Source organism: Planococcus alkaliphilus (assembly GCF_057031095.1).
The window spans coordinates 2,481,220-2,498,547 of record NZ_CM168060.1; the positions used below are offsets into that span (position 1 = coordinate 2,481,220).

Annotated in this window: 13 protein-coding genes; 1 reads left to right on the plus strand and 12 read right to left on the minus strand. The window is 44.1% G+C overall.

Features of this window, described 5'->3' with window-relative positions; translation table 11 throughout:
• Positions 1-151: 151 nt before the first annotated feature.
• The 6 genes from AC2EXB_RS13310 to AC2EXB_RS13335 form a co-directional block, all read right to left on the minus strand.
• Complete coding sequence (locus AC2EXB_RS13310) at positions 152-934, minus strand: TerC family protein (RefSeq protein ID WP_483601934.1); 783 nt, start codon at positions 932-934, stop codon at positions 152-154.
• A 219-nt stretch (positions 935-1,153) separates the two neighbouring features.
• Complete coding sequence (locus AC2EXB_RS13315) at positions 1,154-2,233, minus strand: SDR family oxidoreductase (RefSeq protein WP_483601935.1); 1,080 nt, start codon at positions 2,231-2,233, stop codon at positions 1,154-1,156.
• Positions 2,234-2,339: 106 nt separating this feature from the next.
• Positions 2,340-5,405 carry an efflux RND transporter permease subunit gene (locus tag AC2EXB_RS13320; protein ID WP_483601936.1) on the minus strand — a complete coding sequence of 1,022 codons (3,066 nt, stop codon included), beginning with the start codon at positions 5,403-5,405 and terminating at the stop codon, positions 2,340-2,342.
• A gap of 119 nt (positions 5,406-5,524) precedes the next feature.
• Entirely contained in the window at positions 5,525-7,093 is a 1,569-nt protein-coding gene (locus AC2EXB_RS13325) for a peptide chain release factor 3 (RefSeq protein WP_483601937.1), read from the minus strand.
• A 109-nt stretch (positions 7,094-7,202) separates the two neighbouring features.
• The gene (locus AC2EXB_RS13330) at positions 7,203-8,663 is read right to left on the minus strand and encodes a UDP-N-acetylmuramoyl-L-alanyl-D-glutamate--2,6-diaminopimelate ligase (protein WP_235196719.1); all 1,461 of its coding nucleotides are present in this window, start codon (positions 8,661-8,663) and stop codon (positions 7,203-7,205) included.
• Between the two features lie 10 nt (positions 8,664-8,673).
• Complete coding sequence (locus AC2EXB_RS13335; RefSeq protein ID WP_235196720.1) at positions 8,674-9,729, minus strand: M42 family metallopeptidase; 1,056 nt, start codon at positions 9,727-9,729, stop codon at positions 8,674-8,676.
• A gap of 100 nt (positions 9,730-9,829) precedes the next feature.
• On the opposite strand from AC2EXB_RS13335, the gene AC2EXB_RS13340 reads away from it, so the two are divergent.
• The gene (locus AC2EXB_RS13340; RefSeq protein ID WP_483601938.1) at positions 9,830-11,401 is read left to right on the plus strand and encodes an ATP-binding protein; all 1,572 of its coding nucleotides are present in this window, start codon (positions 9,830-9,832) and stop codon (positions 11,399-11,401) included.
• A gap of 30 nt (positions 11,402-11,431) precedes the next feature.
• On the opposite strand, the gene AC2EXB_RS13345 is transcribed toward AC2EXB_RS13340, so the two are convergent.
• The 6 genes from AC2EXB_RS13345 to AC2EXB_RS13370 all read right to left on the minus strand — a co-directional run bounded on the left by AC2EXB_RS13345 (position 11,432) and on the right by AC2EXB_RS13370 (position 17,328).
• On the minus strand, positions 11,432-12,037 hold the full coding sequence (locus AC2EXB_RS13345) for a PepSY domain-containing protein (protein ID WP_483601939.1): 606 nt from the start codon (positions 12,035-12,037) through the stop codon (positions 11,432-11,434).
• Between the two features lie 103 nt (positions 12,038-12,140).
• Positions 12,141-12,833, minus strand: coding sequence for a PepSY domain-containing protein (locus tag AC2EXB_RS13350; RefSeq protein WP_483601940.1), 693 nt, complete (start codon positions 12,831-12,833; stop codon positions 12,141-12,143).
• On the minus strand, positions 12,830-14,203 hold the full coding sequence (locus AC2EXB_RS13355) for a sensor histidine kinase (RefSeq protein ID WP_483601941.1): 1,374 nt from the start codon (positions 14,201-14,203) through the stop codon (positions 12,830-12,832). The genes AC2EXB_RS13350 and AC2EXB_RS13355 overlap by 4 nt, the downstream gene beginning before the upstream one ends.
• On the minus strand, positions 14,193-14,885 hold the full coding sequence (locus AC2EXB_RS13360) for a response regulator transcription factor (protein WP_483601942.1): 693 nt from the start codon (positions 14,883-14,885) through the stop codon (positions 14,193-14,195). The genes AC2EXB_RS13355 and AC2EXB_RS13360 overlap by 11 nt, the downstream gene beginning before the upstream one ends.
• A gap of 62 nt (positions 14,886-14,947) precedes the next feature.
• Positions 14,948-16,336: an aldehyde dehydrogenase gene (locus AC2EXB_RS13365; protein ID WP_483601943.1), complete on the minus strand. Its 1,389-nt coding sequence runs from the start codon at positions 16,334-16,336 to the stop codon at positions 14,948-14,950.
• 65 nt (positions 16,337-16,401) lie between these two features.
• Positions 16,402-17,328, minus strand: a complete 927-nt coding sequence (locus AC2EXB_RS13370; protein ID WP_483601944.1) for a Gfo/Idh/MocA family protein — start codon at positions 17,326-17,328, stop codon at positions 16,402-16,404.

Consider the following 17,328-nt stretch of genomic DNA (forward strand, 5'->3'; position numbering starts at 1 on the left):
CTTCACTACTCCTGATTGTAACGGCAGCATTTCGAAATGAAAAGGAAGAGTTAACTTGATCTCTATATATATTCGGAGATTTTTACATCTTTATGTCCGCATCTAAAGAATAATTTTCCAAAAGAAAAAGCCTCCCGAAGGAAGCTTTTCATTAAGCATTTTCTTGTTTGTTTTTGCGTACCCCTAAAATACCACTTACCACGACAATACCGATCAGAACTGTCCAGAACGTAAGTGTCCATGGAGTTGAATGCGGGAAGTCATGCGGCAAAATGCTAACATTTTCGTGTGCCAAAGTCATAACAAGAAGTTTGACCCCAACCCATCCGACAATGACAAATGCCCCTGTTTCAAGTTGCGGATACTTCTCAAGAAGCTGAACAAATTTATGGGCTGCAAATCGCATGATGATAACACCGATTAAACCACCCAATAGCATAACTGTGAATTGACCGGAGTTGATGCCGCCAATTTCTTCGACGCCGAATAGATCCAAATGAGGCAAGGTTACTGCAAGTGCAACAGCCGCTAACATAGAGTCAATCGCAAATGCAATATCTGCTAGTTCGACTTTTAAAACCGTCATCCAGAAACCAGAACCTTTTTTCTCGACTTTCTCGCCTTTATCATCGAGAATTTGATCACTGTCGCCTTTACGCTGATCGTAAATGCTCTTAACCGAGATAAACAGGAGATAAGCTGCTCCCAGGGCTTGGATTTGCCAAATATTCACAAGTAATGTGATCATGAATAGGGCTGCAAAACGGAAAACAAATGCCCCAACTAATCCGTAAAATAAAGCTTTTTTCTGTTGCTCTTTAGGCAAATGTTTTACCATTACTGCCATTACCACTGCGTTATCCGCAGCAAGCAGCCCTTCAAGCCCTACTAAAACCAACAGGACCCAGGCATACTCCAATAATACTGCTTCCATCTTCTTTCTCCTCCTAATTTTTGCCAGCAAAAAAGACCCCTGCCTAATAAAAGGCAAAGGTCTCGCTAAGCAATTAAAATCGCTATCATAACCGATGGTTACTAACCATGTATTGACGATTATGAAATAGGTTTCCCTACAGCTACTCCCCCTTGACTGAAAGCCAAAGTGTATTGAGTTGTAATTTTATTATAGCACCTTTTGGAATGAAGTAAATATTTAACCTATCTTCACATGAAATTTTTTGTTAAATTTATGAAGTTCATAAAACTTGACCATCGTAGGGATTGTTTCTAAAAAATCGGCGCAATGGATTTCGGATCCTGCGAGAAGCTGTTGCGCATTCGCCGTATCAAAATGGGCGTTCCATGTTAAGTAATCCAAGGTTTCGGCTTCTACCCCTAAAAACCGCTGCAAAGTAACACTTTTCAATGAAAATGCCGCGACTGTATGAGGCAAACGCAGTTTTGGTGTCTTCCCTGTTTTTTCTTGAACCATTTTCCGGTAGACTTCTTCAATCGGATGCGGATTTGGATCCGTCAAATGGACGGTTTTCCCTTCCGCTTCATCGTGTTCACTTAAATAGACGGAGGCTTTCAATATATAATCGATCGGAACGACATTGATGAAAGCTGTTGTTCTTCCGATATAAGGTATGAAAGGCAATTTTCTGAGACGGTCAATCATGTTCAAAAAGAAATACGGACCGTCAAACTTAATGGTTTCACCCGTTTTAGAATTCCCTCGAACAATCCCTGGCCGGATAATGGTCACGGGATATGCCTCTTTCAGTTCTTCGACTAAAAGCTCCGCTTCAAATTTCGTTTCTTCGTAGAAATTCTTGAAATTTTCCGGGCGGATCAATTCATGTTCATACAATGTACCTTCTCTATCACCCGCTACATAAGCCGTGCTGAAATACATATAGCGCAATAGATGAGGTAGCTCAGATACAAATCGATTTACATTTCTCGTGCCTTCAACATTCACTTTCCAAGCGATTTCACGAGGGACAGCCAGGTCATAAATGGCTGCAAGATGCCAGAACACCACTTCTTTGTCTTTCAGATAGGCGGTATCTTCATCGTTCAACCCCAGCCCATCTTTGGTGATATCCCCTGCTATCAACCGAATGGGTCCACAATCAGTGAGCCGCTGAATTTCATCAGCCTCCCTTCTTGCTTTTTCCATTTCAGCCGCCAAGACGATTGCGGATACGCTATTTTCTTTTTTGATGACCGTGCGAATTAATTGACTTGCAATAAACCCGGGAAAGCCTGTGAAAACGACTTCTTTCATGAACCCAACTCCTTCCACCCCAAATACGCCTATCATTTGAAGTTGATTTTCATTCATTATACTAAATATTCCAAATAAAAAATGCAAAAAAATAAAAAGCAGGGATTTAACCCTGCTTTTTATTCATCTTTCTAGTATTGCGATCGAATAAGCTATACACAATTGGAACAATGTATAAAGAAAGGAAAGTGGAACTGATCATTCCTCCGATAACGGTAATAGCCATTGGCTGATTGATTTCTGTCCCTTCGCCGATGCCAAGAGCAAGAGGGACCAAGCCTAAAATAGTCGTGAGTGCTGTCATCAGTATCGGACGCAGACGGTCTTTTACCGAAACAATAATCGCCTCATACGATTCCAGTCCCGCGGCTTTTCGCTGGTTAATATAATCAACCAACACGATGCCGTTATTGACAACAATACCGACCAGCACCAGCAATCCGATGACGGCCGTAATGCTGACTGGAGTTTGAGTGACGAAAAGAGCGATGGCTACTCCAATGAACATCAAAGGAACGGTAAACATGATCACAAGCGGATATTTGAAAGACTCGAACTGGGCAGCCATAACAATATAAACCAGGACGACTGCAAGAATGACAGCCAAGAGCATATCGTTTATAGCACTTTCAAATAATTCCCGATCACCGCCAAAAGTGATGACTGTATTTTCATCAAGATCTATTTCTTCAATCACTTTATCCACTTTATCAGACATATCACCTAAGCTGATATCCGACTTATACTGCATTGTTATCGAAACACTTTCCGCTTGGTCGACGCGCTGAATGCTCACGGGCCCTTGCTCGATGCTGATGTCGGCAAGTTCCTGCAATTCAATGAACTGCCCCGCCGGTGTACGCAATTTCAATGTGCGCAATTTCTCCACACTGTTTTTGTATTCATCATCAAATTTTACAAATACGCTATATACTTCGTCATTTTCAGCAAGAATTTGAGAAGCTTGCACACCACGTGTCGTGTTATTGACTGTTTGGGCAATCTGGACAGGTGCGAGCCCATATTCTGTTGCCGCTTCTTTATTGATCACCATTTGAAGTTCATCGATCGTTTCTTCCCGATCGCTGGTCAGTTCGGTGACATCCGGAAGCTCGCGAATCTCTTCGCTCAGACGGCTTATGGCTTCATCTAACCGAGCTTTGTCTGTATCAGTAACTGTGAAAGTTAAACTATTCGGAGTCGATCCTGCAGCTGTCTGCAAGTTAAAACTGACTTCGGCTTGTTCTCCTATTGTATCAAGCACCCGAGGCTGAACCTCATCAACAAAATCGAACACCGACCGATCCCGTTCATCCAAAGGAATCATTTTCACGTAAATTTCGGCTGTATTCGTTGCCGAAGTCCCTTGGGATTGGCCTTGTTGAGTTGTACCGATCAAGCTGACATAAACATCGATATCCTCTTCTTTTTTCAGTTCTTCTTCTATTTGATTGACGACCGCATCCGTAGCTGAACGAGAAGCACCATTTTCAAGTTCAACGGACACACTGACAAATCCTTCATCAGTAGCTGGGAGGAATTCTGTACCTACTTGCAGGATGCCTAAAGTTCCAACACCTAAAAGCACCAGCGCAGCTAAAATGACAGCTAACCGATGTGCCAAGGCCCATTTAATGGACCGCTCAAATTTTTTCAATCCCTTCGAACGCCGTTTTCTGGCCTCCATATTCCCTTTTGGCTTGCTCAACATACGGGATGCAAGCATAGGGATAACGGTCAAAGCCACTGCTAAACTGGCAAAAAGACTAAACGAAATCGTCAAGGCAAATTCGGTGAAGATTTCACCGATCAAGCCTGTAATGAAAATTACCGGTACAAATACAGCGATTGTTGTTAAAGTTGAGGCAATGATGGCTGTTGAAACTTCTTTGGCACCGTCAGAAGCAGCTTGCCGCGAAGTTTTGCCCATTGCCAAATGGCGCTCGATGTTCTCGATAACGACAATTGCATTATCGACCAACATCCCTATGCCTAGAGCCAGGGCGCCAAGCGTCATGATATTCAAAGCGAAATCCGAGAAATACATCAAGACAAACGTCACAATTACGGAATAAGGAATCGCTACTCCGATAATAATCGGACTCTTTATGCCGCGTAGGAAAAAGAACAATACGAGCATGGCGAAAATACCGCCATAAATTAAAGTTTGCCCAATATTGCCGACCGCTAATTGAACATAATCACCTTGGTCAAATAAAATATCCGCTTCTACTCCGGCAAATCTTTCTTCTTCAAGAAGTTCGTTCAGCCTGTCTTGAAATGCACTCGAAACGTCGGCTGTATTCGCGCCGGATTCCTGAAGTGCCGATAACAGGACCGCAGGTTCTTCATTTGCCCGGGTTTCTGAAGTTCTTTCCCGTTCACCAAGCGTTACTTCCGCCACATCGCCGATGGTCACGTTTTCTCCATCTAACGGATTGACTGTAATTACGAGATTCTGGATATCTTCAACACTTGTTAAGGTGCTGACAATCCGTGTTGTTAAATTCCGCCCATCTTCTGTTTCAATCGCTTCCCCAGGCAAGGAAATATTATTCGCTTGGATCAGCTGAACAATATCCGATTGCTGCAGGCCTTTTTCTTCCAAAGTTTCCGGATTTAATGCAACATTGATTTCTTCAATCAATGAACCGGAAATATTAACATTGGCAACTCCATCAGTCTGCAGTAATTCCGTTTCCAGCTCTTCCGCTAAAATCCGTACGTCTTCTCCAGACTCGGTTGCGCGCAAGGACAATTGAAGAACTGGGAATTGTGCAGGGTCAAACTTCAAGAACCTTGGCGGGTTCGAGTCATCCGGAACCGGTGTTAAATCGATTCGCTGCGTAATATCCGCCTGCACATCATCCATATCCGTGGACCAGTCAAATTCCAGCAAGATAAAGTTCGAACCTTCTTGGGATGAACTTTGAATCGACTTAATTCCTGGCAAGGTGGATAAATTCGCCTCTAAGGGCCTTGTTACTTTTTCACTTACTTCAGTGGGGCTGGCCCCAGGATAATTTGTAACTACCACTCCGATTGGAGGGTTTAATTCCGGTATCAAAGTAACGGGAATCTTAAAAAAAGAAACCGCGCCCAGAATGATGACCAATAGCATGATGACAATGGTAAAAACAGGTCTCTTAATTGAAAAATCGCTTAATCTCATCTATTCAAAATCCTCTCTCATTCTCATTCTTTTATCATAAGAAAAATCACTAGGAACCGCAAATTTAAATGTTTCATTTCTAATAATATTACAAAGAAAAAAGCCTGCAATAGCAGGCTTTATAATAAGCTGTAAAGTTTGATTTCAGGATTTTTGTCCTGGAACCAACGTGTTGCAAATTCATTTTCAAATAAGAAGACTAAATTGTCATGGCGATCTTTCACTAACATCGACCGGCTGCTAGACATCGATTCTTTTACATCCGCTTCGTTTTCGATCCAACGGGCAATTTTATTGCCGACGGGCTCCATACGGACATCCACATTGTATTCATTTTTCATGCGGTGTTCGAACACTTCAAATTGCAGCTGCCCGACAGCTCCGAGAATGACTTCTTCAAGATGAAGGGTTTTGTAATACTGGATAGCGCCTTCTTGAACCAATTGCAAAATCCCTTTATGGAAATGCTTTTGTTTCATGACGTTTTTCGCCGTTACTTTCATGAACAATTCTGGCGTGAACTGCGGCAAACTTTCGAATTCGAATTTTTTTCCGCTCGTAATTGTATCGCCGATTTGGTAGTTGCCGACATCATGCAAACCGATAATGTCTCCCGCCACAGCTTCTGTTACGGTTTCGCGGTCATCCGCCAAGAACTGGGTAGTCTGCGATAATTTAAACGATTTTCCGGTTCTTGCAAGTGTGACATTCATCCCTCTTTCGAACTTTCCTGAAACGATGCGCACAAAAGCAATGCGGTCCCGGTGGGCCGGATTCATATTCGCTTGAATTTTAAAGACAAAACCAGAGAATGGATTTTCTACTGGGCTGATTTCTTCTTTCTCTTGCGTTTCGCGCGCTTGCGGTGGCGGAGCAAACTGAAGATACGTTTCCAAGAAGGTTTCCACTCCAAAATTCCCTAAAGCGGAACCGAAAAAGACTGGCGTCAATTCGCCTTTTTTCACACGTTCAATTGAAAAGTCATTGCCTGCTTCATCAAGCAATTCAATGTCTTCCATCGCTTGCGTGTAATAAGACGTTTTTGTCATCTCATGTTCTTCAGCTAATTGGCCATTTTCATCCAATGCTAAAAAGCGGTTGCCTTGTGAACGGAATGGCTCAATCCGCTTGTTGAAGCGATCGTAAATTCCAAGGAATTCTTTCCCCATGCCGATTGGCCAGTTCATCGCATACGACTGGATACCGAGCACTTCTTCCAATTCTTCCATAAGTTCAAGCGGTTCTTTTCCTTGGCGGTCCATTTTATTGATGAATGTGAAGATCGGAATCCCGCGCATTTTGCAGACTTTGAATAATTTCACTGTCTGTGCTTCGATCCCTTTCGCTACATCAATAATCATGACCGCACTGTCCACTGCCATCAGCGTACGGTAAGTGTCTTCACTGAAATCTTGGTGTCCAGGCGTATCCAGGATATTGACGCGATGTCCATCATAATCGAATTGCATCACAGAAGAAGTTACGGAGATTCCGCGCTGCTTCTCGATCTCCATCCAGTCGGAAGTCGCAAATTTCCCTGACTTCTTCCCTTTTACTGTTCCGGCATCGCGAATTGCGCCGCCGAATAAGAGTAATTTCTCCGTTAACGTCGTTTTCCCGGCATCCGGGTGAGAGATGATTGCAAAAGTTCTTCTATTTAATATTTCATTTTTTAATTGGTCTGACATCATATACGCTCCTTTAATTCTACTCTATTCATATTAGAGAAGCGACGGGAAAAAGACAAGGAAATTTCACCGCCGCTCCAGAAAAAAAGAAGCCAAGTATGGCTTCTCTTTAACTAAATTTCTTTAAGGCTTCTTTTACGGCAATTTCTTTATCGCTATGCGGATATTTTGTCGATCCGATAATTTGATAATCTTCATGGCCTTTGCCTGCCAAAATAATGATATCGCCTGGTTCTGATTCGGCAATTGCATGTTTAACCGCTTCTGCTCGGTCGCCTATGCAAGCGAATTCTTCATGTTTCATCCCCGCTTTTAAATCATTTAAAATGCTGTCATCTTCCTCAAATCGAGGATCGTCGGTTGTGAGGACAACATACTCAGCAGCAGAAGCTTTTTCTGCCATGATTGGCCGCTTCGTCTTATCGCGGTTGCCGCCGGTTCCTACGAGGAAAATAACCCGATTCGTTTTAAAATCTTTTACCGCATCAATCGCTTTTTCAATCGCATCCGGTGTATGGGCATAATCGATGAAGATGGAGATCGGTGCATCCAGTTCTACTTTTTGCATCCGTCCTTCGACCGGTTGGATTCGCGATAATGCTGCAATGACTTCTTCCAACGGATAATTTTCAGCAGCTAATGCCGTGATGGCCGCAAGTGCATTCGAAACATTGAAATGGCCAAGCAATTTCATCGATACATTAAATTCACCTTGTGGGCTTGTCAACGTAAAACGCGTCCCTTGATGGTCCATTTCGATCTCACTTGCTTTGAACTGGGCTGGCTGCTCGATGCCATATGTATACACCGGATGAGCCGTCATCTCTGCATATTTTTCCGACCATGGATCGTCGGCGTTCAATACCGCCTGCTTTTTCTCTTGCAAATTTTGTCCCAGCTGAGAGAAAAGCAAGCCTTTCGCATGGCCGTATTCTTGCATCGTGCCGTGGAAATCCAAATGGTCGTGTGTCAGGTTCGTGAAAATGGCTGTATTGAATTCCACTCCCGCAAGTCTCCCTAGCACCAACCCATGAGAAGATACTTCCATCGTCATATGGGAACACCCTGCTTCTTTTGCCTGGGATATCATTGCTTGTGTGGTCAATGCATCGCTTGTCGTATTTGCTGATTGGTGAAGTTCGCCATTCAAATTAAAGCCGATTGTCCCGGTTAAGGCAGAACTTTCATTCAGTTCCATCAACATGGCATGAATCATTCCAGCTACACTTGTTTTCCCGTTAGTGCCGGTAACGCCAATCATTTGAAGGGATTTGGACGGATAGCCGTAGAATTTTGCAGATAGCAATCCCAGCGCCCGGTCCGTATCTTCTACAATTATGACAGAAGCCCCTTCGACATCTATTGGCTTTTCAGCTACAAAAAGAACTGCACCTTGTGCAGCTGCTTGCGCAGCAAAATCATGGCCGTCTACCGTATAGCCTTTAATGCAGACAAATAATGAACCGTTTCTCACTTCCCGGGAATCCATTGCTAAATGTTCAATCGTTTCCGGTAGCGTGCCGATGATTTTTGTATAAGGCATGCTTGTGAGCAATTCTTGTGTTTTCATGATCTTCCTCCTACTCTGTAACCATCGGTGAAAATACGTATGCATGCAGCAGGGCTGCTGCCGCTTTCAACGAATCAATATGGGTCCGTTCATAAGAATGGGAAGCTTCTATTCCCGGACCGAATAAAGCGTGCTTAATATCATGGCCGGCACCGATTGCTGCAGAAGCATCCGATCCATAATACGGGTATATATCAACTTTATAATCAATGTGATTGTCTTTGGCCAAAGCGATTAAATGGCGTGTTAAACCGTAATGGTAGGGGCCGCTCGAATCTTTGGCACAAATAGATACCGTATATTCATCTGAAGCCTGCCCGTCTCCGATCGCTCCCATGTCTACTGCAATATATTCGACTGTTTCAGGTGTGATATTGGAATTGCCGCCATAGCCGATTTCTTCATTATTCGATATGTAAAAATGGGTTGTATACGGCAATTGCTCTTCCGTATCTTTTAAGTGCTTCACTAATTGAAGCAATAATGCCGTACTTGCCTTATCATCCAAATGGCGCGATTTAACGAAACCGGATGCTGTTTCGGTGTAGCGCGGGTGGAAAGAAACAAAATCGCCGACTTCAATGCCCAGATTCCGGACATCTTCTGCAGAAAATGCTTTCTCATCCAACCGGACTTCCATATTGTTTTCATCGCGGTCTGCGGTTCCCGCATCTTTGTATACATGCACCGTCGTTTGATGCATCAAAATGGTGCCTGAAACAACGGAACCATCCGCTTTATGGATAAGGCAGTTCTCCCCTTCGATTGCGTTGAACCGGAACCCACCGACTAATGAAAGCTTCAATCGGCCACTTGGTTTAATGTCTTTGACCATAGCTCCTAGCGTATCTACATGGGCTGTCAATAACCGGTGGCGGGTGTCGTCTTTTCCTCGCACTGTTGCGATAATGCTGCCTTTATTCGTCGCGGTGTATTCAATATTCCATAGATCAAATCTTTTTTTCACCGATTTCATCACTTCCATCGTGTAGCCCGATGGACTTGGAATTTCAACTAGCTCCTTTAAAACACTGAGCGTTTCCTGTTTATTCCATTCATATGCCATAATAAACGCCTCCTGTCTATTAATCATATCAAAATCAACCATGTTCTGACAGGGGATTATATAGTAATATTGAGACTAATCCCATAGACTGAGGTGTAGCATGGAACCTTTATCATCCAATATTAAGAGAAATCAGCTCTTTATTTATTTATACGGCTGCGCCGCCGTCCTGCATCTTTTAGGCAGATGGCTGTTCACTCCAGAGACCGGATTTGCATCGCCGGTTTTTGGTCTGCTGACTTTTGGCATATTATGGATGCTGCATACCCTCCAATTGAATGTTCGGCTCATCCAAATCCTGATACTTGCATGCATGAATTTCTACGTCTTCATGTTGAATTTCGAATCGCTGTCAGCCGTCACAATTATCTTTTTTGTCATTCCAGTCATTGCTTCTGCTTTGTATTACGATACTTTTCCAAATATCATTCTCGGACTTATCACGTTTGCTGAGATTCTGCTTTTAGCATTTGTTTTCGATGAATTGGCAGGACGGGCATCCATCGCTTATATTCACGTATCCCTGTTCACTTTTGTCGCAAGCGTCCTGATTTTGACTACCATCCACTCGATTTATTTCAGCCGGATTTGGTCTCAGCTGGAGCAAAAGAACAAAACGATGGAACAAGCCTTGATTTCAAAAGAAGGATATCTTCAACTATTCTTTGAAACTGCGAAAGACGCCATTGCGGTCTACGATTCGGACAATAGGATCATCGCCATCAATCCGGCTTTTGAAAAATTATATGGTTGGACTTCCGAAGAATGCATCGGGGAACCGCTTAGATTATATCCACTTGAAAATGCCGAGCTTGCCGAAATCCGTACCCGCCATGTCCAAGAAGGCGGAAGCTATTCGCTGCTTGAAACGGAAGATATCAAAAAAGACGGCACCCGCTTTCACGCTCAAATCACACTGTCCCCCATTATTGACCAAAGCGGCAATGTGGTGGCGACATCCGTCATTTCGCGTGACATCTCTTACCAAAAAGAAGCGGAAAAATTAATTGTCCAATCTGAAAAGTTAAAGCTTGCCGGTGAAATTGCGGCAGGCGTCGCCCATGAAATCCGTAATCCGATGACCGTAATTTCCGGCTTTGTCCAAATGATGCAAAGCGACGCAGATTATCCCTATAAAGAATATACGAAGTTGATCCGTTCTGAACTGGATCGCATCAATTTGATCATCAGTGAGTTTTTAGTGTTGGCAAAACCGCAAGCCTCTTCTTTTAAAAAGATCAGTTTACGGAAAATTCTAGACGACACAATCGCTTTATTCGGACCCGAGCTCAATTTGCACGGCATCCTTTTTGATTATTGCTGGGAGTTGGATGATTTCATCATTGAAGGCGAAGAGCACCGCATTAAGCAAGTCCTCATCAATTTAATGAAAAATGCGATTGAAGCAAGTCCGAACCCCGGGGAAATCTCGTTGATCGTGGAACTGCGGGAAGAAAATTCGGTTGCTATCCAATTGCAAGACCACGGCAAAGGCATTTCAAAAGAAGAACTCGACCAGATCTTCGAACCATTCTATACTACGAAAGAAACAGGAACAGGCCTCGGATTAATCGTTTCCCAAAAAATCATCCAAGAACATGGCGGCACGCTGACGATTGAAAGCGAACCGGGCTGCGGCACTTTAGCAACCATCGTCTTGCCTATAAACTAAAAAAAGGAGCCGAGGGCTCCTTTTTTTGATTTAATCTCTATCGTCATCATCGTCGTTGTCTGTTTCATGTTCTAAAATGGTGCCGTCTGTGGCATTGACATAGATTTCATGATCGGTTCGGCCCTCTTCAATTTCGACTTCATAATAAGCTACACCATCTTCACGGTCCAACTCGACTTTTTCGACAGTTCCTTTTGCCACTGCTTGTGCCGCTTTAATGGCTTCGTCTGAACTGATCAAGTTTTCATCAGCTGCAGCTGCATCTCCATTATCGTCAAAATCATCGTCGTCCCGGTCTTCTCTTTCTTTTTTCTGTTCCAATACTTCTCCGGTTACCGCATCAAATTTCAAATCGTAGTCGTAACCATCGTACCAAACGTCCACTTCGTAATGAGGCGTTCTCGCATTTTGATCCAGTTCAATGTCGGTAATCGTCCCATTGGCAATCCCCAAAGCTTTTGAAGAGACTTCATCAAAAGATAAGAAATTCTCCTGTGCATTGTTGCCTGTTCCATTTTCTGTCTGATTTGTTGTTGTGTTCGTTGCCGGGGTCTCCGAATTTTGCGTGTTCGCCAAGACAACTCCTCCAAATGCCAAGACGCCAACTGTTACGGGAATGTAGATTAATTTTTTCATGTTCTTTTCTCCTCCTCATTTGTTCTATCTTTACTATAGCCCCCGCTTCTGAGAAGACTGTGAGAGCAAAATGAGAATTTGATGAGAACATCATGAAATTACGTTAATCTTCCCATTCAACTGTTAAGGTCTCGCCTCGGACAGCGTGAACCCGAATGGTCGCTTCTTGATCAGTACGGTCATTTTCGATTTCAATCAAATAAAATCCGCCGTCTTCCGTCTCCGTGAACTCCAGCTCCTGAACTTCCCCGTCCAAGGTTTTTTTGGCAATTGCAATTGCTTCCGCTTCGGTGATTACCCGATTAGCCGGCTCTGCTTCATTTTGTTGAATCGGTTCTTTTTGGATGTCAATGACCGTTCCACCAATCGCATCAACAAGAATTATGGCTTTTTCCTGCTGATTTTTTACAACCACTTCGTATTGATTTTGTGTTTTAGAGAAACTCGATTGCATAATTTCCCCGTCCACTTCCTTTAAAGCCAATTCGCTCGCTTCATTTTCAGTGATAATAGGATTTGCATCAGCGGCTTTTTCCAACAAAGCCAACGATTCAATGCGCCCAGTTGATCGGTCGACTTGGGCAGAATACTTTCCGTTATCCCGGTTGAAAATAATGGTGTAGCCGTCTTTTGCACGTTCTGTGCGCTCGACTTCTCCACCGTACAACTCAATTACAGCAGCACTTGCTTCCGTTTCAGTGACCGGATTGTCATCAGAACCAAAAATCAGCACAAAACCGAAGACAAGCAATCCAAGCAAAATGGTGGCACCGGCCATCATCAGTTTTTTACTCATGACCATCCCTCCTGCTTAGATTGTACTGCCCCAACATTAAAATCGGATGAGAAAATGATGGAAATCGTCGTACCAAGATCTTCAACACTCTCAATTTCCAATCTTACGCCCATGCTATCAGCAAGTTGTTTGGCAAGCGACAAGCCTAGACCAAATCCACCCGTTTCCCGACTTCTCGCTTTATCCACCCGATAAAACCGATCAAATACATAGGGAATCGATTCTTTCGGAATTCCGATTCCATAATCACGGATTTGCAACATCGGGATTTCTCCATTTTTGACGATTAATTCAATCCGGTCCGAACTGTATTTTCTCGCATTGTCTAAAAGGATGTACATCAATTGCTTGATTTTGGCGAGATCGGTTATCACCATTACATGATTCTCTGTTGACACGAGCTGAAAATCCCGATTATAGGAAGTCGACATCGCAGTGGCAGTCTGCTTGGCCAAAACGACCAGATCGACAGATTCCATCTCCAATTGGTTTTCGCTTCGCCTTGCAATGTGAAGCAATTGTTCAATCAAAGCTTTCATCCGGTCCGTCTCAGTCCGGATGGCTAAAAGCCCTTCTACTGCAAGCTTTGGATCATCCATTCCTTGGCGCTGCAATAATTTCGCATAACTGCCAATCACCGTTAACGGCGTTTTTAATTCGTGGGAGGCATTGGATACGAATTCTTCCTGTTTCGTATAGTTTTCCTCGAGCAATTCCATCATGCTATTGAAGGTGCTGCCCATCTGTCCAATTTCATCTTTCGATGACTCGGTGATAGGCAATTTTTCAAACTGTCCGCTCTTTTGGATCCGCGTCATCGTCGTTGTCAGATCCGTGATAGGTTTCGTCACCACTTTCCCCAATACAACACTGGAGACGAAAATCGGAATCATCGCGAGCAGACTTACCGTAATGAGGACGAGCCCCAAGGTACGCGCATTATTGACCACTTCTTCTAAAGACTGCGCCACAACCAATTCCGCAATTTCTCCGTCCGTCCAAATGATCGGTGCAGTGACATAGGCAAACAAATCCCCTTCCACTTTTACCGTTCCCGAACTTTCCGGCAACTCTTCAGGAAATTCATTTGTGATATCCGGGTCCTGGATAGCTGGAATCAGCTCGCCCCCTTCTCTTTTCGCTTGAATCAAGCCATTTGGCGGAACATACCCCCTTAAAATGTCACTCGGGTCAGCTGTATCGCTTGTATTAAATGTCGACACCAACGCATCGACATCCGCTTGAAGCTGGCTGACTTCAGTCGAATAAGCGAGTCGGCTGAACGAGAAATAAATGATGGTCATCAACACAATCAAGATGAGCAGCATCATCAGCGTCGACCAAATATTGATTTTTGTTTTAAGCTTCATTCGCATGCTCCTTCAGGACATACCCGACTCCCCGCACAGTCTGGATATAAGTCGTCTCTTCGCCTGCGTCTATTTTCTTGCGGAGGTAGCGGATGTAGACATCGATGACATTGGTATCACCGAAATAATCATAACCCCAAACTGCATTCAATACTTGCTCCCGGCTAAGCACTTGCTGAGGATTTTGCATCAAATACAATAGTAGGTCGAATTCTCGCGGCGTCAATTCAATCGTCCGCGCATTTCTTGTTACTTCTCTTGTCGCGGTATTTAACTCGAGATCATGGAATACATGGAGATCCGTGTTTTTCATGCCCGTCGAAAGCCTTAAACAGGCACGGATTCTGGCAAGCAATTCCTCAATTTCAAAAGGCTTTGTTACATAATCATTTGCCCCCAGATCCAATCCCGCAACTTTGTCTTTCACATCGTCTTTTGCTGTCAGCAAAATGACCGGGATTTCACTTCCAGCGGAACGGATCCGCTTTAGCACATCCAATCCATGGATTTCCGGAAGCATCAAATCCAGCAAAACTAAATCCCATTCCTGTTCCCTGAATTGGATCAGCCCTTCAGCTCCAGTCAGTGCCACACCGGTTTTATATCCTTCATATGTAAGCTCGAGTTCTAGAACGCGAGCAATGCTTTTTTCATCTTCGACGATCAATATCCGTTCGTCCATCCATCTCACCTCTTTGCTCCATCATAGCAGGATTAAAATGAAAAAAGCGACCAAATGGCCGCTTATTTCATTAAGGTTTTCACAAATTTCACTTTTTGCTTATACGGCGGATAAAGCACATTCGTCGAAAGTTTCGTCGACTTTTTCAAAATCGATTTGGCATGTGTGAATGTTTCGAAACTGTGTTTGCCGTGATAGGAATTTACCCCGGATGTTCCAATGCCTCCAAATGGAAGATACGAACTGCCGACATGGGAAACTGTATCATTGATGCAGCCTCCGCCAAACGGGAGTTCATCAAGGAAAAACTCGATTGCGCGTTCACTTTCCGAGAAAAGATAAGCCGATAAAGGCTTTGGCAATTTACGGATTTGGCGAAGCAATGCCGGAAGATCATTGTACGTGATGACCGGCAAAATCGGCCCGAATATCTCATCTTCCATAGAAGGGCTATCCCAGTGGATGTTGTCGAGAATAACCGGCTCCATATAAAGGTCGTCGCGGTCTCTTTGGCCGCCGTAGACAATTTGTTCTTGCTCTTGGTCAATGATCGCAGAGAGGCGGTCAAAATGCTGCGCGCTGACAATCCGACCGTAATCGGGGCTTGTTTGTGCGTCTTTGCCGTAGAAATTCCGGATGGTCTTTTTTAATTTTTTCATAAATTCTTCTTTAACGGATTCATGTACACAAATATAATCAGGCGCTACACAAGTTTGCCCCGTATTCATCAGCTTGCCCCAAGCAATGCGTTTGGCAGCCAAATCCAAATTGGCTGTCTGGTCTACGATAGCCGGACTTTTTCCGCCGAGTTCCAACGTAATCGGAGTTAACCGTTCTGAAGCGGCTTTCATAATGACTTTCCCGACGTTGACGCTACCGGTAAAGAAAATGTAATCGAAACTCGCGTGGATCAAGGCCGTCACTTCTTCTCTTTCACCTTCTACCACTCGGATATAATAAGGCGGAAAGACATCTTCGATAATCGTTTTGATGATGGCGGCAACATTCGGCGTCGTCTCTGATGGCTTGACGATTGCACAGTTTCCGCCGATCATTGCACCGATCAAAGGCTCCATGATCAATTGGAACGGATAATTGAACGGCCCGATAATCAAGACCGATCCGTAAGGCTCACGCATTACAAAACTTTTGGCCGGCTGCAGGTAGATCGGTGTTTTTACCGGTTCGGGCTCCATCCATTCATCCAAGTTTTTCGTCATATTGGTGATGCTGTCTAGGACAAAGCCCACTTCTGTTGAATAGGCTTCAAATTCACTTTTCCCTAAGTCTTTTCTTAAAGCTTCCAGCACTTCAGGTTCGTATTTTTTGATCGATTGTTTCAATTGGGCCAATTGGGCTTTGCGGAATTCCGCCGGTTTTGTAGCTCCTGTATAATAATAAGCGCGTTGAGATTCAATCATCTGTTCCACGTCATGTGCCGTAAAATTCATTCCATTCTCCCCTTCGTCTCAAAAGTCTCACCTTAAACTCTTTACCCTTTACATTGAGCCCTAAATCACTTGGATCCAAGAAGCTGGTCGATATGCCGCTGAATTGTCAGCCCTTCTTCAAATGGAACAAGAAAAGTCGACTGCTCCCGCATCGAATCAAACAAGCTCGGTACTAATGGGAAATCAGCGAGGCGCTTTCGTTCCTCGTACTTTTCTGAAAGATAAAGCTCCGACCAATTTTGGAGTGTTAATACGCCTTTTTCTCCGTACACTTTGAATTCCAGCAATTCTTTTTGCGCCGTGCCGCTGATGCCTGTAAGCAATAGCGGGATTGCTCCAGCGGAATGGCCATGCGCGATAATACCCGTCTCACATAGTTCTTGCTGTTCCGGATACGTAATTTGGTGGGACTGGATTGTCAGGCCGCCGAATATCCGATTGATCAATTGCAAATAATGGGGGAATACTTCCCGCACAAATCCACCTTGGCTTCTTGAAGCAATCCAAGGATTTTGCTGCCACGGACGCGGCCAATCCGGAAAGAAGGTCTGCAATTCAATGCGGACAATTTTGCCGATGCTTTTATTGCGGATTCGTCTGACCATTTCGTGGACAGCCGGTGAATACATGAGCGGAAAATGCATTGCTGTATGGATCCGGTTCTGATTGGCTGCAAGCGCCATCTGTTCTCCAGCTGCCGCGTTGTGCGCCAGCGGCTTTTCGCATAAAATATTTACGCCAGTGCGCGCTGCCTTTATGGCAATTTCTGCGTGGAATGCCGGCGGTGTCCCGATGTACAGCCAATCGATGTCCGCATGCAGCAGCGCTTCCAAAGACTCGTAGACAGGAATCTTGTATTCTTTTTCCAAAGCAGCCAATCTGTCTGGCTGCTCATCGTAAAGTCCGCGAATTTCAATGCCTGTCTCCTGCAGCATTTGCTTGATGATCCGTTCGCCTACGATTCCAGCTCCCACAATGCCGATTGTTATCAT